The organism is Dasania sp. GY-MA-18, from assembly GCF_024734385.1.
In the GTDB taxonomy this organism is placed as follows: domain Bacteria; phylum Pseudomonadota; class Gammaproteobacteria; order Pseudomonadales; family Dasaniaceae; genus Dasania; species Dasania phycosphaerae.
Map to the genome: position 1 here is coordinate 275105 of NZ_JANHAP010000002.1, position 24969 is coordinate 300073.

Below are 24969 nucleotides of genomic sequence, written 5' to 3' on the forward strand. Positions count from 1 at the left end.
TGATGTGGTGCTAGGATAGACCTAGCACTAGGCTGCTGAGAAATATTCAATAACGAGCTCATGAGTTCAACAGCCTAGTGAATTAATAGTATAGGGCTATTTAATATCCCAATTAATCATCATCTGCTTTAATGCTTGACGATCGGTCCAGTCAATATTGATAGGGGTAACGGCAATATAGCCCTCACTGTAAACAGTCATATCACTGTACTTCATTTGTGCATTGGGGTAGGAGAACACAGGTTTATAAGCGCTGTCGACAATTTCAAAATTATCGACACTGACATTAACGCCATCCATTGGAGCTATACGCATACCCTTAGCATTTTCTGGCACGTTGACGTTTAAAACAGTACCTTTAGGTAAACCGTTCCGCTGTATCTGTTTAACTAGGCTCTTAATCGCTTCGGTAGTAGCTGCAAATTGGTTATTGCTAGCAGCTCTTTTTTCTATAGAGACGGCGATGGCTGGTATGCCATAGTAGGGGCCTTCCATAGCAGCGCCAACGGTACCCGATAAATGTGAAAGCGAACCTAAATTTTCGCCATGGTTTACACCTGAAATTATTAAGTCTATGGGCTGGTTAATCTCGCGTTGTTGTATAATGCCAAATCTGGCTGCGTCGGCGGGTAATGCGTGTACAGCATAAGCTTTTACTTTACTAGGCAAAGCTATTTCTTCGACTTTAATAGGGTTTTCCCAAAGCAGGGTGGCATGGCCTTTACCACCCCATTTTTTTACAGGCGCAGCTACAATAATCTCGTAATCGGTTTTTAACGCATCGATAAGCGCATGTAAGCCGGCAGCATGAATACCATCATCGTTGGTGAGTAATATTCGATATTTTTGATTATCAGCCATGCCCGGCGTCGCAGTGAACAGCAAGGCGATTATTATAAATTGGTATTTGATTCGTTTTAGCATATGTATATACATCCCATAATAAGAAGGTTGGTGTACCGTTACTATAAAGGCAATCCTATATTTACAGAGGTGCATAAATGCTTGTTGTTGGTGTTCAATCCACACCGCTACTGATAGTTATACCAATCTAAGCACTGTGTCGTGTTAACACCACGCATGTTGGTTTTTGCACCGCACTGTCTAAGTTCAATAATCTATAATTACACAGGTTTTATACGGCAAAGGCTTGGTTTTGGCCTGCTTTATATATTTTATGTTGGTTTTTCAGTAACTATAGTGTGGTATCCCATGGACATAGGTTTAACAGAAAGTAATTATATTGATGGTCGCTGGGTTTCAAATAATATTGAACAGTGGTTTACCATTGTTTCTCCATCAGATGAAAGGCCACTAGGCCGCTTACCGCTGAGCAATGCAGAAGTTGTTGATCAGGCGGTTGCTGCTGCTAAGCGCGCTTTTCCCTCTTTTAGTCAAACAGATAAGGCCACTAGACTTGCTCTGCTTGAGAAGATTTTAACTATCTATACGCGTCGATATGAAGAAATGGCACAAGCCATTTCTTGTGAAATGGGGGCGCCAATCAGTATGTCTAGAAATGCGCAGGTTGCTGTAGGTAGTGGCCTGTTGAAAAGTATTAGTGCGACGCTGGCGTCTTTTGATTTTGTTAGCCAGCGTGATTCGGCAGAAATTCGCAAAGAGCCTATTGGTGTCGCTGGTTTGATTACCCCCTGGAATTGGCCTATGAACCAAATCGTTGCCAAGGTGGGGGCTGCAATTGCTGCTGGCTGCTGTATGGTATTAAAGCCTAGTGAATATGCGCCTTACAGTGCAGCTTTATTTGCAGAAATTCTAGATGAAGCCGGAGTGCCCGCTGGCGTTTTTAATTTGGTGCAAGGTAATTACATAGCTGGGGCTGCATTAACGCGACACCCTGATGTGGACTTAATATCGATTACCGGGTCTACACGCGCCGGCGTTGAGGTAGCTACTGCAGCAGCCCCAACTATAAAACGGGTAACCCAGGAATTAGGAGGTAAGTCACCTTATGTGATTTTACCCGGTTCAGATATTGTATCGGCAGTCAGTCACTGTGTTGAGCGCTGTTTTTATAATAGTGGCCAATCCTGTAATGCACCCACACGATTGCTAGTACATAGTGACGATTATGATCAGGTAGTGACTACTGCAAAAGCTGTGGCTGATAAGATGAAGGTGGGGGACCCTGCAGATGAGAGCACTATACTTGGCCCCTTAGTTAACGAGCAGCAATTCGAGCGTGTTTGTCATTACATAGCGAGAGGTAAAGAAGAGGGGGCTAGCGTTATAGTTGGCGGGCATCCGTCTAGGCTTGCGGGTTTTGCTAAAGGTTACTATGTCGCACCTACCATTTTTGGTGATGTAGAAAGCACCATGTCCATTGCACGGGAAGAAATATTTGGCCCTGTGTTATGTATTTTACGTTATGACACTGTGGCCGATGCTGTAGCGATGGCAAATGATACAGAGTTCGGTTTGTCAGCTTATCTTTTTGCTAAAACCAGTGCCGAAGCGAAAGAGCTGGCCCCCAGCATACGTGCGGGCATGGTGCACATTAACGGGGCGGCAGCTGCGCTTGATTTGCCTTTTGGCGGTTTTAAAAAATCCGGCAACGGCCGTGAACGGGGTATTTGGGGGATTGAAGAGTATCTTGAGGTAAAAGCGGTATTTTACTAAATCATCTTCTACTAATTAGCGCACGGGGGAGGGCTGTAAAGCGGCCTTGCAATTAAGCTCCTAAATCAATAGTGGTAGACAATTACTAAGGGGGCGTTTATTGTTACCTTTGTGCCAGGAGTTTTTATATGTCTGACGATAAAATTAATGACCTAACGCCACCAAGTTCAAACCTACCTACCCGTAAGTCTTTACCGCCTTTTGAAGCGCTGCGAGCTTTTGATGCTGTTGCCCGCTTGGGCGGCGTAAGAAAAGCTGCCCAGCACCTATGCCGTGATCATGCAGTCGTTAGCCGCCATTTGAAAAGTATAGAGGATTGGACCAGCGCCAAGCTTATAGAGCGTACACCTGCTGGCGCGGTTTTAACCGAAGATGGCCTACGCTACCATCAAGAAATTTCCCAGGCCATTGATATGATTGCCAATGCGACAGTCGAGTTGATGAAGCATAACAATGTAGATCAGGTGCAAGTTTGGAGTATGCCTGGCTTTACCTTGCAGTGGTTAATGGCTCGTTTAGGCAAGTTTGAAAAAGCTTATCCAAGTTTAGATATTGAGCTACGACCCACCAATAAAGGCCCTGACTTTGAAAGACGTGAGGCTGATGTAGATATACGATTCTCGCCCTATTATAGGCCTGCGTTAGAGCTACCTGCCTATGTACGAGCGTTAGAGATTGCCAGGCCGCCAATTATTGCAGTGGCCAGCCCTGAATATTTACAACGTGAAGAGCCTATAAAAACCCCTGCTGATTTATTGAACCATCATTTATTGCATGAGGATGGCTTTGAGCGCTGGCGTGCATGGTTGGCAGCCAATGGCATTGATGAAGATATTGAGCTTTCTGGTCCGCGACTATGGCAAAGTCACTTAACTCTGGAAGCAGCGCGTCATCACAGTGGTGTGGCTTTAACGAATTATCTAGTTGCCGCTGATGATTTAAAAAATGGCCGCTTACTAGATGTAGGCGCCAATAATCCAGACTTTAAGAATTTAGCCTTAGGAGCATACTTATTTATTGCACGTGAAGATCGCTGGGACGCTATTCCAATTGATCGTTTTCGGCGCTGGCTGTTAAAAATGATTAAAGAAGAGTTCCCCGAAGCCATGAACGTTTCAGAGGATGAGTTTATGGTGCATCCCAGCCACCACAAAAACCGCTATAGTTAACGCTGCAGCTACTTTATGAATGCGCCAGCTAGGGAAGGTTTCTCTAGCTGGCGTTTTTATTCGGCCTGTTATCTAATAAGTACCTTAAGCAACGAGCCTTTTAACAATATAATCAGCACTGTACCTGTGGCCACTATAGCGCCGTGCATAAACCAGAAGTTAGCTGGCGAAAGAATTTCTGCATAACGGCCTAGCCAGCCGCTAAAAATACCGCCAAAGAATATGGCAAGATAATAACAGCCAACCAGTGCTGCGTTGACCGAAGCCGGTGCGGCACGTGATACCAATGCTAGGGTGGTAGGGCTGGCATATAAAAAACCTATAGAGCAAATAAGATGGAATACAACAGGGTATAGCAGGTTGATAGGAGCTGCATTACTGTTGATCTCGGAGCTCCCTAACCATAGGCATGCGCCAGCAAAAATAGCACAACCTATGGCTATTTTATTTAAGTCACTGGGCTCTGTTTTTCTAGCAGCTTGTCGTTTCCAAAGCCATAGCACTACGGGCGCAAATAAAAGCACTGCAAATGTATCCATAGATTGAAACCAGGTTACAGGTATAGTCATGTCAAAAATAACCCGATCTACACGGGCCTGTACCCAAAGAGGATAGGCGTTCCAAACCTGACTTTGTGCCGTCCAGTATAATGCGGTAATGGCCAGTAGAAGGATAATTGATAAAACTAGGTTTACATCCGATTTACTTAGTTTAGTTTTATCTTTTTGCTTCGTTGTTGGTTTATCTATGGGTAGATGTTGTCGACCACTTAAGTAAATAATCATGCCGATAATCATGCCAATACCCGCGGCACCAAATCCGTAATGCCAGCCGTAGAATTCCCCTAGGGTGCCACAGACTAAGGGCGCAGCAAAGGCTCCCACAATAATGGCAATGGTGTAGAGCGAATAGCCGGCATCAATACGTGTGTCGTCTTTTTTATACAGGCCGCCAACTTGTGCTGCTAGGTTGCCTTTGAGAAAACCTGAGCCCAGTATTAAAAAAAGTATGGCAAATAAAAATGCCGCTTCTACAGCCATTAAAAAATGACCAATGGCCATCAGTACCGCGCCAATAATTACCGCTCTTGTTCTACCTAAGTAACGGTCGCCAATTAACCCACCGAATACAGGCATAAAATATACAAAGCCTATATACAGGCCAACAAATTGGGTAGCTAATGCTTGGGTCGATAGATTACCGAACACGCTTTCTAGTGCAGCTCTAAATCCGCTAAAGCCTATAACCTGCTCAATAGCACCGGGTTGTAATAGATAACTGGATAGGTAAAGCACCAGTAGTGCTTGCATTCCATAAAATGAAAATCTTTCCCAGGCTTCAGCGAAAATAATATAACCCAAGCCTTTGGGGTGACCTATAAATGCGGTATCGTCTTGCTTCGATATTTTTAGCGTATCGATGCTTGCAGTGATATCAGCGCTCATTATAACTCCAGAGTGTAACCGTAAATGATTGAAAAGAAGGTCTAGTCACTAGCCAAGGTATCGACAACAGCATTAAAAAAATCGTTATCAATGATATTTTCTGATCCCATGGGTTTGGAGCGCGCACTCCATACCACTATCACAGTGTTTTTGCTTTGGTTAATATAAATGCGTTGGCCAAAAATACCTCTAGCACTAAAGGCCGCGTCAGTAAACTTGCCGTTGGTATTAGGTACTAACCACCACATATAGCCGTAGGGTATTAAGCCACTATTGCTGTTACTAGGGCTAGTTGCTTCCTTAACCCAGTTGTCGGGGAGTAGCTGTTCACCGTTGTGCACACCGTTATTCATGATAAAAAGACCAAACCTGGCATAATCACGCAGTGTTGCACTGATACCACTGCCTGCAACTTCAAGCCCCTGTGGCGACTCTAGCCACCAATAGGCATCTGATTCCATGCCGAGTTTAGACCAAAGCGTTTCGCTGAGATAATCAGCTAGATATTTACCTGTTGCGGCATAAAGTAAGGATCCCACTACTTGTGTTTCGCCGGTGCTGTAGTTCCAGTGGCTTCCAGGCTCAGTAACTTTAGGTAGTTGAGACATATAACGCAAGATGGAACCTGGTTGTTGGCCTATTTGCAATTCCAGAACATCACGTCGCTCTGAGTGAGGGTTGGTATGATCTTCATTCCACTGTGCCCCGGATGTCATTTGCAATAGCTGTTTAATAGTAACATCACCGTAAGTACCGCCCTGCAATTCAGGTAAATACGTGGTAAGCGCATCATCAATACTGTTTATATAGCCCTGTTTAATGGCGATGCCTACCATAGTTGTGCTAATGGATTTTGCCATAGACATAGACATCCAGCGGGTTTGTGCATTGTTGCCCAGCTCGTAGTGCTCTAATACCAGTTTATTGTCTTTTAATACCATTAGCCCCGCCACGCGATTGCGGGAAATATAATCGTAAAGATCATAATGATTGCCATTAGCATAAAAAGAAAAATTTTCCATTTGTTGCTTGCTAGGGGGCAGGGTATTACTACTGCTTCCCCTGCTTATAATACGCGTTGGAAAAAGCTGGTCAGCGTTTCTGAAGATATCGACTTGCACACCAGGGGGAAGTTTTCCTGCGTACGCTCTACGAATCAGTTCATTCTTATCTATGCCAAATTGTTTTTGGTAATCGACTATTGCTGCTGTGCTCGATTTATTTTTTTGCTGTAGAGGCATATCTTCAAACTCTTGTTCTTTCATAATAACTACACAATACATGTAGATGACATAACTGAGTATATTGGCTTGCCTTTAGCTGCGGAAGTTGCCAACCGTGTCGGTATCGGTGCACAAATCACACCATAGCTCGCACAAGTGCCTAGTCAGCGTTGCCTAGTTGTCACCAACGTTGTCATGTTTAGCATCTTCTGGCTCGGCTGTAAGCTACATATACTGCTGTTATTGTCATAGACAAAACACTAAAAATTAAAGAGGAAGCAGTTATGAAGCTCGATGCTCATTGGATGCCTTTTACGGCTAATAAAGCATTTAAACAAAGCCCTATACTTATGGAGTCATCCAGTGGTATGCGTTGGCAAACTGAAGAGGGGCAATCCTTTCTCGATATGACGGCAGGGCTTTGGTGTACAAATTTAGGCCATAGTCGGCAAAAAGTTGCCGAAGCTATGTATGAATCGGCCAAAAAGTTGAGCTATGTGCCTTCATTTAATCTAGGCCATAGAGCTTCTTTTGAGCTTGCTGAGCGCCTGGTCGCGCATTCTCCTGGTGATATAAACCATGTATTTTTTACCAACTCGGGTTCTGAGGCAATAGACACTGCATTAAAGATCGCCATGGCCTACCATAGTGCCAAGGGGCAGTCAGGTCGTAAAATATTTATTGCACGTGAGCGAGCCTATCATGGTGTTAATATTGGTGGCACTTCTGTAGGCGGTATAATACATAATAGTCGTCATTTTGATCGCTGGGGGTCTGTTGATCATTTACCCCATACTCATGATTTGGCCAATAATGCTTTTTCTCGTGGACTGCCTGAGACTGGTGTTGAAAAAGCAAGCGCCCTCAAAGATTTAGTCGCATTGCACGGCGCAGAAAATATTGCTGCTGTTGTAGTTGAGCCTATCGCAGGTGCCGGTGGGGTGTTACCGCCACCCGTAGGTTATTTAAAAGAGTTACGAAGAATTTGTGATGAGCACGATATATTGTTGATTTTTGATGAAGTGGTAACCGGCTTTGGTCGTACTGGCTCTTTTACTGCATCTATAGAGTTTGATGTTATCCCCGATATGTACACTTCTGCAAAAGGCTTAACCAGTGGCGCTGTACCTATGGGAGCAACTTTCTGCAAGGACTTTATTTACGATACCGTGGTTGGCTCTGCTGAAGGCATAGAATTATGGCATGGCTATACTTATTCTGCTCATCCTATTGCCTGCGCCGCAGCTAATGCCTGCTTAGATATTTACGAAGAGGAATCTTTATTTACTCGCGTTAATTCAGGTATAGGTGCTTATTTTGAAAATGCGATTCATAGCCTAAGTGATCTTCCTCAAGTTGTTGATATACGTAACTATGGCTTGTTGGGGGCTATAGAATTTGCCCCACAATCTGAGGGCTTGCCTCTGGGATCCAGGCTGTTCAAAAAATCGATGGAGCAAGGTCTAATGGTACGGGGCGCAGGTGATAGTATCATTCTTTCACCGCCACTGATTATTGAAGAGCAACATGTTGACGAGTTTGTTGATAAGTTACGTGCTGCCGCCAGGGATATTTTTTAGCTTACAGATAAGGCTATACCCTAGTGGCATAATCCTCCTGACGCCTCAGCGGCAGGGGGATTTTTTATGCCGCGCTTGTTTCTAATTTATCGGAAGATTTGTACTGCAATTATTAGATATCATTTGAAGCTGGGTGATCAGCTTTAGACATGTGTTTTGAAAAGCGGGGGGAGAAGTAGGGGGGAGCTGTTCGCCATCCATGGCAACGATTAAGTTAAGAGCCTGGCACTATTACGCGATCAATATTAGCTTGCATCATACTGGCAATTTTGAGGGCATTTGCATCTTCAGTGCTTGTTAATCCTTGCATGACCTTGCGCATATCTTCTAAATCACGGCTTTGACCTAAGCGCTTTATCCCTTGCATGCCTGTTACTCGAAAGCGAAAAGCCAGTACGCCTTTGCTGTATTGATCTAATAGTTTGGGGTCGGTATCTTCATAGCGCCAAGGATCTTTCTCATTGCGCTCCATATGAATGATAGTCGCCTCTAAGACCTTGAGTGTTTCCTCATGATCTTCTATAGGGATAAATTGCCCTTGTACCTGTACGGCTACATAACTCCATGTGGGTATTTTAGGCTCTTCCACATACCAGCGTGGCGAGATATACGCATCCGGACCTTGTAGTAGGGCCACAGCTGGTACCCCTGCTAGTACTGCCGCGCAATGAGGGTTACGTTTTGCAACATGGCCAAAAAATTCTGGGGTCTGCGGTTCACTGTTTTTTACTAATGAATCAGATGGCAAGTTTGCATAGATAAGTGGTGTAGCTGTTATTTGCAGCTGTTCTTCAAAACTTGAAAAAAATTGTGCGAAAGGGTTTTCTTTTATATATTCAATTAACTCACTTTCTTTAGAAAAATCAAAATGTTGTGGGACAAACATATTTTTACCCACATCTTCTAGTGAGCTTGCTAGGATCTTACCTGCGGCAACTTTAGATACAGACATACAACTATCCTCTTACTGATATAAACAATGCTGGCTTAAGTATTAAGCCAGCATATAGAAGTGTAATCTTTAGCCCTTTACGAGCTTCATTTTATTAACGCTTTTTAAACAGTTACCAATGGTATTGCTGATTTAAAACTTTAAACTATTGTGTGTTTTCTCTAGGATCATGGCTTAGCATGTTATTGCCTATGCGCAACAGCGCAGCCTTTTCGTTAACGTTCTTTTGATTATCTGCGATATAGCTATAATCTATATCTATACGTGCTTTTTTATCGACATTAACGCCAAAGGGCTTATTATGAGTAATGACAGATCGAGAAATTTGTATAGATGATTCATCGCTAGCGTAGATGCCATCATCATGATTTTCTTCGAATACAGAGTCACTGATATTGACGTGAGCCTTATCATAGGCGGTGACAGCTGCGGACTCACTGCCGTGAAAATATGAGTGATCAAGATCAATTGAAGATGTTTCATTAGCCCAAATGCCAAGGTGGCTGTCCGTTACAGTAAGCTTGGTGGCCTTAACCTTCGCGTTACCATAAGTAGTCAGTGACATTTTCTGTATTTTTTTCATAGACACATTATCTATTTCAGCCTCGCCATTAATAATAAAAATGCCATGGCCATCGTAGGTGTCATCTTCTTCTATATCCCAGCGAAAATCATTGAGATTAATGTTTTTAAAGGTAACTTTACTGTTATGAGTAACGAAAGCACTGGCAGCGCCTAGGCTACCATCAATAACTGTTCCAGATTCACCAATTAATTTTAATTCTTTATTCTCAATTACGGTAAATCCTCGGATTATCAATTCATTGAATGGGATCTCTCTGTATGAGATGGGTTGGTATATTCCAGATTTAAGTATTAGCGTGCTACCTGTTTGCGCGCTATCTACTGCTTGTTGAATCGCGTTTTCCCCAAAAAAATCGCAGGTGGTATCACTACGTTTTTCTGGGCAAATAATAATATTGTTTTGTTTTGATGCTATTGTCTCAGTCTTAGATTGTTGCGGGGGGGTACAGGCAATCAATAGCGTACTGGCGATTACTGTATATAAAACTCTTTGCATAACTATAACCTGGTTTTCGTTATTGTTAATAAGCCGCAACTAAGCAATGCTTGGCAGCTTAGGGAATCCTCGCTTACTGTAGATTCCGAAATGAAAGGTGATAATAGAAAAATTACTCGTGGTTTAGGAGATGCCAATACGGGCATTCCTGGTGCCCTCAGATCACCATAGTCATTGCAGCCCTGCAGCTATACACCGTTACCCTAAAAAACACCAATATTGCTGGCCAGGGGCGGGAGTTAAGGTGATTAATGGCGGCACTCAGGGGCATAGAGAGGGTGTTTTTTTGAATACACCTGACCATTATGCATACACGGCTAGTTTGTGTTCGATCTTAGGTTTTGGTGCTCAGCTAAAACTCTGTCAATTTGCGTAAATGCCTGGCTACTTTTGCAGCTATTGAGGGTATAGTGTCTGGTAGACAAGTTTTTTATGCTTCTATAAGCCGCAGTTATATCATCGGCTACTGACTGTATAGAATGGTGGAAGGAATGAACTGTGAGACCCCTTGATGACACACTCAACCCAAGGCAAAACCACCTAATTGCAGCCCTGCCTACTGATGTGCAGGAGCGCTTGTTACCTAATTTGGAGCTTGTCCATTTACCATTAGGTGCGGTGCTGTATGAATCTGGGGACACCTTATGCCACGCCTATTTCCCTGTCGACTGTATTATCTCTTTGCTTTATGTAATGGAAAACGGCGCCTCGGCCGAAATATCGGTAGTGGGCAATGAAGGGCTAGTGGGTACCGCATTATTTATGGGTGGAGAAAGTACCCCAAGCCGAGCAATAGTGCAAAGTGCTGGTAATAGCTACCGTATGGCTGCGCAGCAATTTAAAACGGAATTCAGTCGCCATAGTGAAATGTTGATGTTGCTATTACGCTACACGCAGGCCCTTATTACTCAGATGGCTCAAACAGCAGTGTGTAATCGACACCACTCAATTGATCAGCAAATATGTCGCTGGCTATTATTGTCGCTGGATAGACTGCCGGGCAATAACTTAAAAATGACCCAGGAGTTAATTGCCAATATGTTAGGAGTGCGCCGAGAAGGGGTTACAGAAGCCGCAGGGAAACTGCAAAAACAGGGAGTAATATCCTATCAGCGCGGCAGCATTACTGTGCTTGACAGGCCAAAACTAGAGCAACTAAGTTGCGAGTGCTATGCAGTGGTAAAAAAAGAAACTGATCGTTTATTGCCAGGCCCCAGCTAGCTAATCTGTATTAGAAGCGTCAGCTGTCAACTTTAAGTGATAGCTGCTACCAAAAATTATGCCACAGACAAAATTTATTCTATAGCAGAAGCCATTTTAGGTTTGGCTGGCAATATTAACTTTCACTAAGTGTGTTAGCGCACGGACTGCTATGACGTTAAAGAGCATTATCTAGCCTCTTTCTATTATGCATATCGCACAATAGCAATGTAATCAGAGGTTATTATGAATAAGCCACAAGATATAAAATCAGAGAAGACTGATAGAGAAAAAGAGAGTGTTAGGCAAGAGGCTTTGTCTAAAAAAAATGCATCTGGATCAAGGAATGAACAGCAACAAAAACAACAGTACAAGCACGAGAAGAGGTAAGTTCGATACTATCCCCAATTATCGAATTGAATCATTCCTTAGCAAATATATATATTAGGAATGGCTTTAAATGGCTGGCGTCTCAGGCTATTCAAAATCACTATACTATCGATACTACAGCAAAATAAATTATATTTGTTTGTTTCTTATTTATGTTGTGTCATACGTAGTGTAGATCATATTTTGTTATTGCTTGTTGTTCACGCCAGCTTACTTTGTCATTGGAGTTTCAGGTTAAGCTTTTTTATTCGATATAAATATGATGCTAAGGGAATAGGGTAAATAGTATGATTAATTCAACCCATTTTATGAGTTTAATTTTAATCCAACTGACTCAATAGTAACGCCCTTAATCTCTCTTACAATAAGTTTTACCGGCCCCAGCTTTACATAATCGCCAACTACCGGCTTGCCATGGAATTTTTTAGCTAGATAACTTTTGACGGTCAGCTCTGCAATATTTGCATCCACCTCAAAGCCATAGGCTTGTGCAATCTCTGAAATTTTAGCCTGTGGATGCAATGCAAATTCACCAAAAAAGCGCCCATCTTGGTTGAAAGAGGAGTGCGCAGCTGGGGCGAATACGCGGCCCAAAGCGGTTCTGGCGCTACTGGTGGCCAAGATGATGACTTGATCGTCGCAGCTAAGTTTGCGTTGGTCTATATCGTGTAGCAGTATGCCCCGGTGAATAACGCCCACTATTTGGCTGCCCTCCGTGACTGGTAATCGTTTAACCTTGGTGCCAGCCGCTTGGCTACCAGCCAATACTGGGTATACCAGCAGTTCTTTGTCTTGCTCATGTTTGATAGTTAGGTGCAAACATTCAGCTGCCTTTGCCGTTGGTGGCAGGTCAATTCCTAGCCATCGAGCCATAGGCGCAATGGTCCAGCCTTGCAGCACCAATGAAACTAGCACCACAAAGAACACTAGGTCAAAATAGGTCTGAGTGTGCTCTAGCCCGGCTAAGGAAGGGAACAGCGCTAAAATAATAGGTACAGCACCACGCAGCCCGCACCAACCAATAAATACTTGTTCGCGCCAAGGGAACCGAAAAGGCAGCAAGGAAATCACTACTGCCAACGGCCTAGCAACAAAGATAAGCACAAAGGCAATCGCCACGGCGGGCACAATAATCGGTAAAAGATTGCTAGGGGTAACCAGCAAGCCCAACATCAAAAACATGCCAATCTGGCTTAGCCAGGAAATACCATCATGAAATCGGTGTATGTCATTGCTGTAAGGTAATGGCGTGTTGCCAATCATGACACCGACAATAAAGATAGCCAGAAAACCACTGCCATCCCACATAGTTGTTAAGCCGAACAGGCTAATAGCGCCGGCTAAAGCCAGCAGCGGATAGGAAGAAGAGGGCAGTGCCAACTTTTTTAATAACTGTACAAGTAAATAGCCACCGGTAAAGCCAACGGCCAAGCCTAAACCCATTTGCCGAAAAAGCTCATTAACTATGGTCCAGCCTTCATTGCCATTGCCCTGAGCCTGTAAAATCTGCACCAGTGTAATGGTAAGGAAGATGGCCATGGGGTCATTAGACCCAGACTCAATCTCTAGGGTCGCACCGGTACGTTCTTTTAACTCAAAACCGGCATTTCTTAATAGGCCAAATACTGCGGCGGCATCGGTAGAGCCAACTATGGCGCCTATTAAAAGTGCCTCTTGCCATGGTAGCCCCAGCACCCAATAGACGGCGTAGCCAGTAATGGCGGCAGTAATCAACACCCCAATGGTAGCGAGTGAAAGAGCAGGTTTTAGGCTGACGCGAAAAGTGTCTTTTTGGGTGCCTAAACCACCGTCAAAAATGATAATGGCCAACGCGATATTACCAAGCAAAAAGGCTAAGCCAAAATCGTCAAACTTAAATCCGCCAGGGCCGTCTTCACCCACCAGCATCCCCACCACTAAAAATACCAATAGAATGGGAGCGCCAACACGCCGTGTAAATACACTGGCAACTACGCAAAGCAGGGCCAGGCTTGCTGCGCCAAAAATGTATTGGTACATCAGTTCTATAGTCATGGTTGATCCTAAGCAGTACGTCAGGCTACCGCAATTATCTCTAGGAGCTGTTAGCGTTAACGGCTGACCTTAATCGCTGGCTGACAAAACTGAGTAGGCCGCCCTTATTAGTAGCAGTCTCAACAAGTAAATACAAGCCATTGATAAATAAGGTTTTATTGTAACACCTTGGTCGCTAAATATTGCTAAATCTCTTTGTCAATTTACCAATTTATAGATAAATATCAATTGAGCCCGTTAACTATAATCAGTATCCACTGCAAATAGTAAGTGAATGCTGTGCATTAGCTAGTGTTTGAACAGCTCAGGGGGGGGGCTGCAAAAGCTACAGATGGCTGCTGTATACCAATTACTCTGTATATATTTTCGCGGTGTTAGAGGGGCGGCTAACAAACCGAAAATTATTTTTTATTTTTAGTAGATAGGACGATGAGATAAACCACAAATGCAATAAACAAACCGAGAAAAGAGTACCCTAGTACGGCTCCAATCTGATCGCAGAGTTCTTGGTTAACGCACCCCATCCCTATTTGTATGTTCATAGCTACTCCAAGTGGGTATATCAACAGCTACACAGTAAAGCAGTGACTAGCTTTAGTTAGCCTCTAGCGCCCGATATATAAGCTGCCGTTAATGCGTGTGTAGGCGCTTCGAACAAATGCTGGCATTGGCCAAACTCGACAAGCTGGCCTACCCGTTCAGTCATCCAAAAAAAGCCGGCATAATTAGCTACCCGCCGTGCTTGTGCCAAGTTGTGTGTGACGATCACTACGGTATAACGTCCACGCAAACGTAAAATTAATTCTTCTACCACTGCAGAAGCGATAGGGTCTAGGGCACTGCAGGGCTCGTCCATTAGCAGAATTTCGGGCTCCAGCACCAAAGCGCGGGCAATGCACAGCCGCTGTTGCTGGCCGCCAGACAAAGCCATCGCGGAGCTGTGCAAACGATCGGACACTTCATCCCAAAGGCCTACATCTTTTAGCGCTTGCTCTATCTTATGGTGGCGCACATTGCGGTCGCGCACGCCGTGCTCTTTTAGCGGTAGCTCTAGGTTGCGCCAAATGGATAAAGGAAACGGATTGGGCTTTTGGAAAATCATACCTATACGTCGCCTGAGTTTGAGTGTATCCACAGGGTCGTGTAGCAGATCTTGGCCATCAAATAAAATTTTACCGCTAACATGGGCATCCGCATGATGGTCGCTGAGTCGGTTTAGGCTTGAGAGAAAGCTGGTCTTGCCACAACCCGAGGGGCCAATTAATGCGGTGATGCAGCCCTGGTAAATATCTAGGGATACTTGTGAGAGAACAGTCTTAGCACCATAGCCCACCGTAAGATCCTGTATTTGTAAATGGGGCTGGGGCACACAACAGGGCTTGCCTTGTTCTATTTCCCCTAGGGTATAACTTCTTTCTTTTAGTCTATTCATATTTAGTACCAGTCATATTTGTATCCGTCATATTAGTACCACCCATATTAATCCCCGTCATGCTAATACCAGCCTGCGCTTAAACCAGCTGTCTACTAAACTTTGCGCCAAGGTGTTGAGCACAATAATGAGTGTTACTAGTACTAACGCAGAAGCGTAGGCTGCGCCGTCGCCGCCGGTGACATTCATAGCTAAATCATAAATATGCACCGCCAGTGCTCGTCCCGAATCCAGTAACGATCCCGGCATGCGGTCTACATAGCCACTGGTAAATAACAGCGCCGCCGTTTCGGCTGTAGCTCGTCCGATACTCAAAATCAGGCCGGCGACAATAGCTGGGCGTGCAGCTGGCAGCAGTATGTGCCATATAGCAGTGCTGCGCGTCATCCCCAAGGCCAAAGCACCGCGTCGCCAATCGTTGCTGACTGTGCGCAAGCCAACTTCGCAGGTGCGTACAAATACCGGCAGTATCATGCAAGCTAGGGTCAAGCCACCTGACAACAGTGAAAATCCCAAGCCTAAGTAAATGCTGAAAAAAGCGTTACCAAATAAGCCGTAAACAATAGAGGGCACGCCAGCCAAAATATCCAGCGTGATACCGGTGCTGTTGGCAAAGCGGCTATTACTGCTGGCAAATTCTGATAGCCAAATGGCAACACCCAAACCCAAGGGTAGGGCGACGGTGAGTGCAATCAATAATAGCCATAAGGTAGACACCAAAATTGGTGCTATGCCACCGCCACGGCCAGCATCGGTAGGCGCATCAAACAGAAACTGCCAGCTAAAATGGGCAGCGCCTTGCAGTACCACATCGCTCAGCACCCACAGCAGTGCTGCTACAACCAATAGGGCGCAGACCATAATCAGCCAGCTAAATATGCGTTCAGCCATATTGCAACGCCTGTTTGTGAGCACGGACCACGCGGTGTGCAAACCAAGACAGCAGCCAAACCAGCATCGTTAACAACAAGCCCGAGGCAAACAAGCTGGCACGATGATCGCCCATAGCATAAGCCATCTCCAGCGCAATATTGGCCGTTAACACGCGCACCGGTTCAAATAAACCCGATGGGTTTTGTACTACATTGCCAGCTACCATCAACACCGCTAGGGTTTCACCCAGTGCTCGCGCGGTGGCCAGGAGTACACCACTACTGATACCGGACCTAGCAGCGGGTAAAAAAATATGCAGTATCTGAGAATTACGACGCAGCCCCAGCGCCATACTGCCAGCCAGTAACTCCCTAGGCACGCTGGCCAAGGCGGACGCACTGGTGAGGGCAATGGTTGGCAGTATCATTAACGTCAATACCAATATCGCTGCCAACAGCGAAGCCCCTGGTGGCTGCCAACTGGTAATTAGCGGTACCAAGCGCGTCAAACCCCACAAACCGAACACTACTGAAGGTATACCCGCCAACACATTTAACAGCAGACGAAAGCTTTGTGCCCAGCGCGGCGATGCATAAAATTGCAGATAAATAGCGCTACCCAAACCCAGCGGCAAGGCTAAAACAACTGCGCCCACCGTTACCGCCAGTGATGACAATATCATCGGGGCCATGCCGAACTGGCTTTCCAGCGGATACCAACTCTGGCCGTAAAATAACTGTAGCCATGTACCGTCCCGCCAGCGGTTGGCAAAAAAAGGCCAAGACTCGTTGAGCAAAAACAGAATTATTATTGCCAGCAGTAGGCCTGTTGCGCTGGCCACAATTAACAGCAAGAAATTGAGGCGCCTATCGGCTTGGTTATTGATACTGTTATTAAACATAGATTTTAAGAATGGATTGGTAGGCCTCGCCGGCTATTCACCTGCGACACCACTTTTGATGCTATTGCTAAAAGGCGCAACAAAAAACTGTGCTACTATTAGATCTTTCACCTCGGCTGATTGCGCAAAGTTAATAAAGTTTTTAACTAATCCCTCCGGCTTAGCTTTGACCACCAGATTAAGCTGACGCGACAAGGGGTAAGCACCCTGGGCCACGGACGCAACCGTGGCGACCTGACCAGCCATAGGCAATAACTTTATAGGCGTACCTAAGGCTTGTTCATACTCGGCGGTACCTATAGATACATAACCTATGGCACCGGGATTGCCGGCGACAGTTTTAATACCCTGTTGATTTTCACCTATTACTACCTGCGCCTTAATTTGGCTGTTTTTGAGGGAAAAATAATGCAGGAACAGCTCTAGCGTTGAACGACCCTCCGCCTTGTTGACCACAGTGATAGGCAGGTCGGCAGCGCCCAGCTTCTGCCAATTATTTATTTTTCCCGTGTATATATCAATTATCTGCGCGTCGCTAAGCGCAGTTACGGCATTGCTTTTATGCAGGATGATACCGATACCATCCATGGCAATTTGAAAGGGTGTAAGATCCTGTTCGGTAGATTTTAATGGCCTAGATACCATGCCAATATCGGCCAAGCCCATACGGGTGTCATTAATACCCCGCGAAGACCCACCCATTTGCACGTCAATACGTACATCAGGATGTTGTGATTCATAGCGCTTGGCAATTTCCATGGCTAGTGGCGCAATCGTGCTTGATCCCGTTAGCGTTAACTGCCTGTTGTCGGCTTGCGCCAGCGCTAGGTTTAACACGGCACTCAATAACACGATTGCACTTGCTAGCGCTTTAATCATGATAACGCCCTCATCAACTTAGCGATGGATGCAGTGTTGCTGCAGTTGTTAGCCGAAAGTCTAGCGACTAAGGTTTCTACCCGCGCCTTAATAGTATTAAAACAGCAAGCAAAAGCTGCGCGTTCTTGCTCCGCATCATCGGATGAACCAGCAGGATCGGGAAAACTCCAGTGCACATACTCATAGTGGCCCGCAAAGTTGGGGCAGGGCTCGTTAGCTGCGTTATCGCAAACGGTTAGCACCAGATCAAACTCTGGCGCATTATCGCCGCTAAATTCCTGCCAGCTCTTGCTGCGAATATCCGTAGCAGTAGGCAACAACAATTGCTCGATCTGCGCCAGTGCCATGGGGTGCACTTTTCCGGTAGGGCGACTGCCGGCGCTATAGGCTAGAAACAAGCCGCCACCTAATGTGTTGAAAATGGCCTCGGCCATAATAGAGCGAGCAGAGTTGCCAGTACAAAGCAGCAAAATTTTTATCTGTTGTGTTACTGGTTTTATTAAGTCAGAAACGCCTCCTTCAGCTAGCAGCATGGATTGCTCTCCTTGATTGATGCTGAGGTATCAAAAGGAATAGACGATCCGCAACCTTCAAACAAACCAAAATGCTGACTGAAATCGCCGATAAAGCTGAAGTGCTCGGCAAAGCGTGTATCTTTCAACATACGCCAAGTGTTACCACATACCGGAAACACGCGGCCTGTTTCCATACTGTGGTGTTTATCCAACACAAAGCTGTGTGGGCTGTTGGGTACTGTGCCTTGGTAAATAACCGCTTGGCCATAATCCTCGCAAGCGCTCTCTAAGGCATCGATTTTGAATAGGCGATAACTGGCAGAGAAAAACCGTAGGTTTCCGGTTTGCTGAGCCAATTCGCTATCGGTCACTAGCAAAGGCTGATCCTCTACTAGCCTAGCATCGGCAAAACCCGCAGCCTTAGATAAGCGCAAGAAATCATTCCAGTATAAAGCGCCACCCAAACACTCTCCGTATAATACCGAATCCTCACGCACGGCATCTGGCACTCGGCGATCGCAATACACATCGGAAAAATAGAATTCACCACCGGGTTTCAGCAAGCGGTGTATACCTTTGAGAACAGCGGCTTTATCCGGCGATAGGTTGACCACACAGTTGGACACGATGACATCAAACGATCCAGGTTGCAGATCCAGCTCGTCTAATTTTTCTATATAGCCTTTAATAAAGCGTACGTTGTCATAACCCAAGGACTGGGCATGCCACTCTTGATGCGCACTAGCCACAGCCAGTTGTTCGTCGGTCATATCGACGCCTACCACTTCACCTTCGGGGCCTACCAGTTGCGCCAAGGCATAAACATCGCGGCCCGAGCCGCAGCCTAAATCCAACACTCTACAACCCGATAGTAGTGGCGGGCATACTAGGCCACAACCGTAATAGCGCGACACTACTTCGGGATGAATGCGTGCAAGTAAGGGCTTTAGCCATCCCGGTATATTGCTAAGGTCACAGCAAGCAGTGGTTTTTAAATCGGCAGAGCTTTGCAACTGCTTGCCGTAATAGTCTTGAACGACGTCGTGCATGATGAATGACTCCAAATAAAATACTTTATGTCTAGGTTTGGCTCGGCTATTGCTGAGCTAAGATAATTATGTATAGCTATTAGTCGTGGCATAACTATTGTTTCTTACACTGATTATTGAGGAGTTGGAGAAATAGCTCATAGAATTAGCGATATTTTATTTAGTAATAATTAAGGGGGCGCAACCTGCGCAGGGTAGTGTGGCCCCGATCAGGGACCTGTGTTTATAATTCAACGTATTAACCTTTAACCCTGGTAGGAATGACGCACAAAGTATCCCAATCTCTCAACCAGTAAAGAGTCAAACAAGCAGCCAGCATAGGCCAAGCGGCAAAAAACAATAGATTATCAAAGGGAAGCAAATACATTTTGTAGGAAGAAAAGGTTGAAACAGCATGAATTAACAGAACAGCACCGTAACTCCAGCGGCGCCAAAGCCCTGCAACAAATGCCAGTACTAATAACAGTTCTATAGCGCCAACAACATAAGAAACATTTTGACTTAGCCAATCGATGCCATAAAAGCCCGAAAACACCTTACTGCTGTGGGCCGGGTTAATAAATTTGTCTAGTGTCCACATTAGCATCACTACAAAGACACCTAGCCGTAACATGAGCAATGAACGGGACAAGGGGATTCGTAGGGTGTCATTGGTGGAAGTATGCGAATTCATTAGGGGTTCTCCTGGGTGAAATAATTTATGTATCAGCGCCACAATGGCTGACACCACAATGAGGCAGCCAACCTGCAGGTAAGTGCCGTAAATCTTGGGGTTCATCAATATCATGCAAAGGTGTAAATACTTTTAGCGACCATTCTTGCGCCAGTATCCGCTGTCGTGTAAATCTGGCTACTGTATCGGTACTCCAAAGCATGTCAGAAAATATTGAAGGGAGGTGACGATTCATGCCCAATAACGCATAGCCACCATCACTTACCGGCACCATACAGGTATCGTGGCACTCTAACGCCAATGCCGCCTCACGGAGTCTTTCAGCCGTAAGGCTGGGGCAATCACTACCGATTAACAAAATGGATTCGCCACTTGATGTTACTCGTTGAGACGCTCTAGCTAAACGCTCGCCTAAATCACCTTGCCCTTGCTCGGACCATGCCAGTGCCGCAGGTAATGGCAACTCCTGCCAAGCGGAGTGTAGAGTAGAAGGGGACACACAAAGTTCCGTAGGTCCAATATTAGCTGCTAAGGCTTGCTCGACGGTATGGATTAGCAATCTCTTGGCTAATTGTGCTGACCCCTGCAAACCCAACGCAGGTATTAATCGTGTTTTCGCCACACCGGCTAACGGCACTTTAGCGAATATAACAATACGTACTGCCATTAGCGTATTCCTTATTGAGCATAGTCAGCATGTAGAAAGATGATAGCTAACGCGCTGTAGATATCGTTATCGTTTTGCATTGAGGCGCCAGTCATAAGCTATAAAATCTATATCGGCGTCAGCTGTTCTTAGCTTTTCTACTAGATCTTTTGAAATTCCCATTTCAGCAGCATGTGCCAGCAAAAAATCTTCAAGCCGAAAAAAACCTCGCCAGCCTTTCTCAAAATCTTCACGATACCATTTAAAAATAGATGATAGTTTTATTGTCTCTCCGTCAATATAATTACGCTTGCTATCACTGAGAAATAACAGGGTTTGCTGATCTAATTGTTTATCAAGCTTATCACCGTCATAGGCTTCTGCCCGTAAAGCTGGGCAGCCAATACTGGCGCAGTTAACCGCAAAGTGAATACGTGGATCGTTATAACGGCCAGCACCCCGAATCAAGTTGTGTTCAATATCATCTAGTGTCCGTGTCTTACCTAACAAGGGAATGAATTCTTTGCTCCACGGAGAACTATACCAGCTACCTAATTCTTTAATTGATTCTATGTCTGGCCACGCCGTTAAAATTAACGCTACAGTGGCGGCATTGTAAGCATTAATCAAAAACGCCAATTGCTGTTGTTTTGACCATAGATTGAATTGCGGCTCTGTAATACCTGCAAGCATATTTAAATATTGCGTGAGCTTATCTTTATCTCTCATCATCGCTTGATAATCGATAGTGGTAGATTTACCGCCATCTTGCGTTTGAATGTTTTCTTTGAGCAACTTATCCCAGGCAGTATGATTGATACTTTGAGAAGTAGCATTGGTAGCAAAAGCGACTTGGTTTACGCTAATAATTAAGGCTGAAAACAAAAGCAACCCATAAACTTTTAACACTTTCATTTATATCTCCGATGAATTTTGCAGCGCTTAAAATTGTTAGCTATTATCATGGCTTGCTGTAGCCTTGTTAGCCGCCGTAGGCTTCCCCCTACGCCAGTCATGATACTTGCCTAGCCACAGTAAAACTTTTTGCGGCGCATGGGCGCGTTTCCATTCCCCTGCAGCATATTTGTTGGCTTCCGCCCAAGTGGGGTAGGCGTGAATGGTGCCGAGAACTTTGTTGAGACCTAGGCCGTGCTTCATAGCCAAGACAAATTCAGCCATCAAATCACCACCATGCTCACCAACAATTGTCACGCCAAGAATTTTATCCTTACCGGGCACGGTGAGTACTTTCACAAAACCGTAAGCGGCACCATCGGTAATCGCACGATCGAGGTCGTCTAATCCGTAGCGCGTTACCTCAACGGCAATACCTTTTTCCTTGGCTTCTTGTTCATTAATCCCAACACGAGCAACTTCCGGATCGATAAAGGTGGTCCATGGAATAACACGGTAATCAACCTTGAATTTTTTGAATTGGCCGAAAAGCGCATTGACGGCGGCATACCAAGCCTGATGTGCCGCCGTATGAGTAAATTGATAAGGCCCGGTGACATCACCTGCGGCTAGAATATTTGGATACAGCGTCTCTTGATAATGGTTGGTTACGATGGTGCGGTTAGTTTCTATGCCCAATTCCTCAAGGCCGTAACCTTTTAACCTTGCAACACGGCCCACCGCGCAGAGTAAGGCATCGAAGGGTATAACTTTTTCTACCCCCTCGTGTTCCACCACCAGAAACTTGCCTTCGCTGCTCTGTTCACAGCGCAAGGCCTTGTGATTAGTCAGCACGCTGACGCCATCAGCTTCCAATGAGGCTAGAGCTAGGTCGGTTACGTCTTCGTCTTCGCGCATCATGATCCGTTCAGCCATTTCTACCTGAACAACTTCTGAGCCTAAACGAGCAAAGCTTTGTGCGAGCTCGCAACCAATAGGGCCGCCACCCAACACTACCAGCCGTTTGGGGGCCTCATCGAGTTTGGCAAACTCATCCCAAAGTGTATCGCTGGTAACATAACCCACTTCTTCAATACCAGGTAGCGGCGGTACAAATGGGCTTGCGCCGGTAGCTAGCACTATAGCGCGGCCTGTGAGGTGCTGTATGCTGCCATCAATATGTTTGATTTCTACGGTCCAAGGGTCAATAAGCTTGGCATAAGCTTGTATAACCTCAACGCCTAATTTTTGGTAACGCTCAACACTATCGTGCGGCTCTACCTTGGCAACCACGTCGTGTACGCGCTGCATTATTTTGCGAAAGCTGAATATAGGGTTGGCATCCTCTAGACCGTAATGGCTGGCATTGCGCATTTGCTGCGCCAGCTTTGCGCTTTTAATCAGCGCCTTGCTTGGCACACAGCCATAGTTAAGGCAATCTCCGCCCATTTTGTGGGCCTCTATAAGCGTCACCTTGGCCTTAACTGCAGCAGCAATATAGGCTGTAACCAAGCCACCGGCACCGGCACCAATCACGATGAGGTTACGGTCAAAATATTTGGGTTTTTGATATTGCGCATATACACGACGCGATTTAATCACCGCTAATAATTTTTTAGCAATTAACGGAAACAAACCTAGCAAGGCAAATGACAGCAGCAACGATGGCGATAAAATACCCGATAAACTATTCAGTTGCGCCAACTGTGTGCCTGCGTTCACAAAAACCACCGTTCCAGCTAACATGCCAAGCTGGCTAACCCAATAAAACGTAGCTGCGCGTATGGGCGTCAGCCCCAGCAACAAGTTGATTAAGAAAAAGGGGAATATAGGCACCAGCCGCAAGGTGAATAAATAAAATGCGCCGTCTTTTGCAATGCCTTCATTAATGGGTTTAAGGCGATCACCAAAACGTTTTTGCACGGTATCGCTTAATAAGTAACGTGAAACTAAAAACGCGAGAGTGGCCCCAATTGAGCTAGCGAAGGACACAATAACCGTACCCCACATCAAACCAAACAAGGCACCAGCAGCCAATGTCATTATTGCAGCACCCGGAAGCGATAAGGCGGTCACAACAACATATAGCAACAAAAAGGAGCTGCCGACGAGTAAGGGGCTTGCTACGCGCCAAGATTCAAATTGAGTCAGCCCATTTTTTAAGCCATCTAAAGTGAGTAAACTATCGAGGCCAAAGTAAAAAAATCCTGCAACCATCACGGCTATTACAATTAATAATAGTATCTTCTTCATTTAATGTTCCAAGTCATTAATCTTGTTGATGGATTCTCTATTAGCATGCTACAGGTTACCGCCACAGCTACTGCCTTGGCCGGCAGTGCAACCAAAGCAATGTTCCGCCACACAAATTGCTTTACCTTTCAAATCATTATCCAACACATCTCGTAAGTGTTGACGCTTGCCACCACCCAAAGTCAGTTCCAATTGCTGATTAAAATCGCAGTCATATAAGTAACCTTGCCAATCTACGCTTAACAGTGATCGGCACATAACGTGTTCAATATTTTCTTCGACATAATTGTCTTTCAGTAATTTTATATAGTCGTGAAATTTACCCTTAGAAATCAACGTGGATCCAAAACGTTTAATGGGCATATTGGCCAATGCATACAGATTATTGAATTGAATGCCAAAATGTTTATGCAGCTCGCGCTTGAAGTCGATTTCTAGTGCTTGTTGCTTGGGTGGCAGTGTCGCCCCCTGAGGGTTGTAAACCAGATTGAGGCGTAATTTGCCATCTGCGCCGCCATAACCTAGCGTATTCAGCTTTTGCAGTGCAGCAATGCTTTTGTCAAAAACGCCTTCGCCGCGCTGTTTATCCACGTTAGCCAGTGAATAGCAGGGCAGGGATGCGACAACTTCTACCTGGTTTTCAGCTAGAAATTCAGCTAGGCCGTCTTGGCCTGGCTCAAACAAAATAGTGAGATTGCAACGGTCGATAACGTGCACCCCAGCAGCGTGGGCTGCTACTACTAAATAGCGAAAGTCCTCGTGTAATTCCGGTGCGCCACCGGTCAAGTCTAGGGTTGTTATCCCACGCGCCTTGATTACCGGAAGTATCAAATCCAAGGTCTCCCTGTCCATCATCTCTGTGCGATGAGGCCCTGCATTAACATGGCAGTGCAGGCAGCGTTGATTGCACTTATAGCCTAGGTTCACTTGTAGCGTTTCTAGGCTTTGGCGCTCGATGGCCGGAAAATCCGTAACTTCCAAAAGAGGTAAGGTTGCGTGCATTGGGCACTCCCGTATTTGAGGTCATAAAATGTGTGTTTGTAGATTGGTCGGAGCGTACTGTGTATTTCTTACAGATAAATTGGTGATATATTAAATATAAGACCAAGAAGGCCTAATAGTCTCTGTGACCTATTCATAATA

General features: G+C 45.3%; 22 protein-coding genes. 5 read left to right on the forward strand and 17 right to left on the reverse strand.

Going from position 1 to position 24969, the window contains the following annotated elements:
- Positions 1-96: 96 nt before the first annotated feature.
- Complete coding sequence (gene surE / locus NO559_RS03660) at positions 97-924, reverse strand: 5'/3'-nucleotidase SurE (RefSeq protein ID WP_258330435.1); 828 nt, start codon at positions 922-924, stop codon at positions 97-99.
- Positions 925-1212: 288 nt separating this feature from the next.
- Here surE and NO559_RS03665 point away from each other — a divergent pair, with 288 nt between their 5' ends.
- Positions 1213-2637: an aldehyde dehydrogenase family protein gene (locus NO559_RS03665; RefSeq protein WP_258330436.1), complete on the forward strand. Its 1425-nt coding sequence runs from the start codon at positions 1213-1215 to the stop codon at positions 2635-2637.
- Positions 2638-2765: 128 nt separating this feature from the next.
- The gene (locus NO559_RS03670) at positions 2766-3806 is read left to right on the forward strand and encodes a LysR substrate-binding domain-containing protein (RefSeq protein ID WP_258330437.1); all 1041 of its coding nucleotides are present in this window, start codon (positions 2766-2768) and stop codon (positions 3804-3806) included.
- A 68-nt stretch (positions 3807-3874) separates the two neighbouring features.
- On the opposite strand, the gene NO559_RS03675 is transcribed toward NO559_RS03670, so the two are convergent.
- Positions 3875-5251 carry a peptide MFS transporter gene (locus NO559_RS03675; protein WP_258330438.1) on the reverse strand — a complete coding sequence of 459 codons (1377 nt, stop codon included), beginning with the start codon at positions 5249-5251 and terminating at the stop codon, positions 3875-3877.
- Between the two features lie 41 nt (positions 5252-5292).
- The gene (locus tag NO559_RS03680; protein WP_258330439.1) at positions 5293-6516 is read right to left on the reverse strand and encodes a serine hydrolase; all 1224 of its coding nucleotides are present in this window, start codon (positions 6514-6516) and stop codon (positions 5293-5295) included.
- Positions 6517-6758: 242 nt separating this feature from the next.
- Between NO559_RS03680 and NO559_RS03685 the strand changes: the two genes are divergently transcribed.
- Complete coding sequence (locus NO559_RS03685; RefSeq protein ID WP_258330440.1) at positions 6759-8054, forward strand: aminotransferase class III-fold pyridoxal phosphate-dependent enzyme; 1296 nt, start codon at positions 6759-6761, stop codon at positions 8052-8054.
- A 214-nt stretch (positions 8055-8268) separates the two neighbouring features.
- Here NO559_RS03685 and NO559_RS03690 read toward each other — a convergent pair whose 3' ends face one another.
- Positions 8269-9006 carry an FMN-binding negative transcriptional regulator gene (locus tag NO559_RS03690; protein WP_258330441.1) on the reverse strand — a complete coding sequence of 246 codons (738 nt, stop codon included), beginning with the start codon at positions 9004-9006 and terminating at the stop codon, positions 8269-8271.
- A 145-nt stretch (positions 9007-9151) separates the two neighbouring features.
- The gene (locus NO559_RS03695; RefSeq protein ID WP_258330442.1) at positions 9152-10087 is read right to left on the reverse strand and encodes a right-handed parallel beta-helix repeat-containing protein; all 936 of its coding nucleotides are present in this window, start codon (positions 10085-10087) and stop codon (positions 9152-9154) included.
- 498 nt (positions 10088-10585) lie between these two features.
- On the opposite strand from NO559_RS03695, the gene NO559_RS03700 reads away from it, so the two are divergent.
- Together NO559_RS03700 and NO559_RS03705 are read left to right on the forward strand one after the other, a co-directional pair.
- Complete coding sequence (locus NO559_RS03700; protein WP_258330443.1) at positions 10586-11308, forward strand: Crp/Fnr family transcriptional regulator; 723 nt, start codon at positions 10586-10588, stop codon at positions 11306-11308.
- Between the two features lie 225 nt (positions 11309-11533).
- On the forward strand, positions 11534-11677 hold the full coding sequence (locus tag NO559_RS03705) for a hypothetical protein (RefSeq protein WP_258330444.1): 144 nt from the start codon (positions 11534-11536) through the stop codon (positions 11675-11677).
- 306 nt (positions 11678-11983) lie between these two features.
- Here the strand turns inward: NO559_RS03705 and NO559_RS03710 are convergent, their stop codons facing one another.
- From NO559_RS03710 to arsS, 12 genes are all read right to left on the reverse strand, one after another.
- Positions 11984-13711 carry a potassium/proton antiporter gene (locus tag NO559_RS03710; protein WP_258330445.1) on the reverse strand — a complete coding sequence of 576 codons (1728 nt, stop codon included), beginning with the start codon at positions 13709-13711 and terminating at the stop codon, positions 11984-11986.
- A gap of 598 nt (positions 13712-14309) precedes the next feature.
- A complete protein-coding gene (locus NO559_RS03715) occupies positions 14310-15143 on the reverse strand; it encodes a phosphate ABC transporter ATP-binding protein (RefSeq protein ID WP_258330446.1) in 834 nt (277 codons plus the stop codon).
- 57 nt (positions 15144-15200) lie between these two features.
- Complete coding sequence (gene pstA / locus NO559_RS03720) at positions 15201-16034, reverse strand: phosphate ABC transporter permease PstA (RefSeq protein ID WP_258330447.1); 834 nt, start codon at positions 16032-16034, stop codon at positions 15201-15203.
- The gene (gene pstC, locus NO559_RS03725) at positions 16027-16917 is read right to left on the reverse strand and encodes a phosphate ABC transporter permease subunit PstC (protein WP_258330448.1); all 891 of its coding nucleotides are present in this window, start codon (positions 16915-16917) and stop codon (positions 16027-16029) included. Before pstC ends, pstA begins: the two co-directional genes overlap by 8 nt.
- A gap of 33 nt (positions 16918-16950) precedes the next feature.
- Entirely contained in the window at positions 16951-17796 is an 846-nt protein-coding gene (locus NO559_RS03730) for a phosphate ABC transporter substrate-binding protein (protein ID WP_258330449.1), read from the reverse strand.
- Positions 17793-18329 (reverse strand): arsenate reductase ArsC, encoded by a 537-nt coding sequence (locus NO559_RS03735; RefSeq protein ID WP_258330450.1) that lies wholly within the window; start codon positions 18327-18329, stop codon positions 17793-17795. Before NO559_RS03735 ends, NO559_RS03730 begins: the two co-directional genes overlap by 4 nt.
- A complete protein-coding gene (locus tag NO559_RS03740; RefSeq protein WP_258330451.1) occupies positions 18320-19360 on the reverse strand; it encodes a methyltransferase domain-containing protein in 1041 nt (346 codons plus the stop codon). The genes NO559_RS03735 and NO559_RS03740 overlap by 10 nt, the downstream gene beginning before the upstream one ends.
- 238 nt (positions 19361-19598) lie before the next feature.
- A complete protein-coding gene (locus tag NO559_RS03745) occupies positions 19599-20033 on the reverse strand; it encodes a MauE/DoxX family redox-associated membrane protein (protein ID WP_258330452.1) in 435 nt (144 codons plus the stop codon).
- A gap of 25 nt (positions 20034-20058) precedes the next feature.
- Positions 20059-20700, reverse strand: coding sequence for a TIGR04282 family arsenosugar biosynthesis glycosyltransferase (locus NO559_RS03750; protein WP_258330453.1), 642 nt, complete (start codon positions 20698-20700; stop codon positions 20059-20061).
- A gap of 66 nt (positions 20701-20766) precedes the next feature.
- Positions 20767-21594 carry a DUF547 domain-containing protein gene (locus NO559_RS03755; RefSeq protein ID WP_258330454.1) on the reverse strand — a complete coding sequence of 276 codons (828 nt, stop codon included), beginning with the start codon at positions 21592-21594 and terminating at the stop codon, positions 20767-20769.
- A 36-nt stretch (positions 21595-21630) separates the two neighbouring features.
- On the reverse strand, positions 21631-23826 hold the full coding sequence (locus NO559_RS03760; RefSeq protein ID WP_258330455.1) for an FAD-dependent oxidoreductase: 2196 nt from the start codon (positions 23824-23826) through the stop codon (positions 21631-21633).
- 48 nt (positions 23827-23874) lie between these two features.
- The gene (gene arsS, locus NO559_RS03765; RefSeq protein ID WP_258330456.1) at positions 23875-24828 is read right to left on the reverse strand and encodes an arsenosugar biosynthesis radical SAM (seleno)protein ArsS; all 954 of its coding nucleotides are present in this window, start codon (positions 24826-24828) and stop codon (positions 23875-23877) included.
- Between the last annotated feature and the right edge of the window lie 141 nt (positions 24829-24969).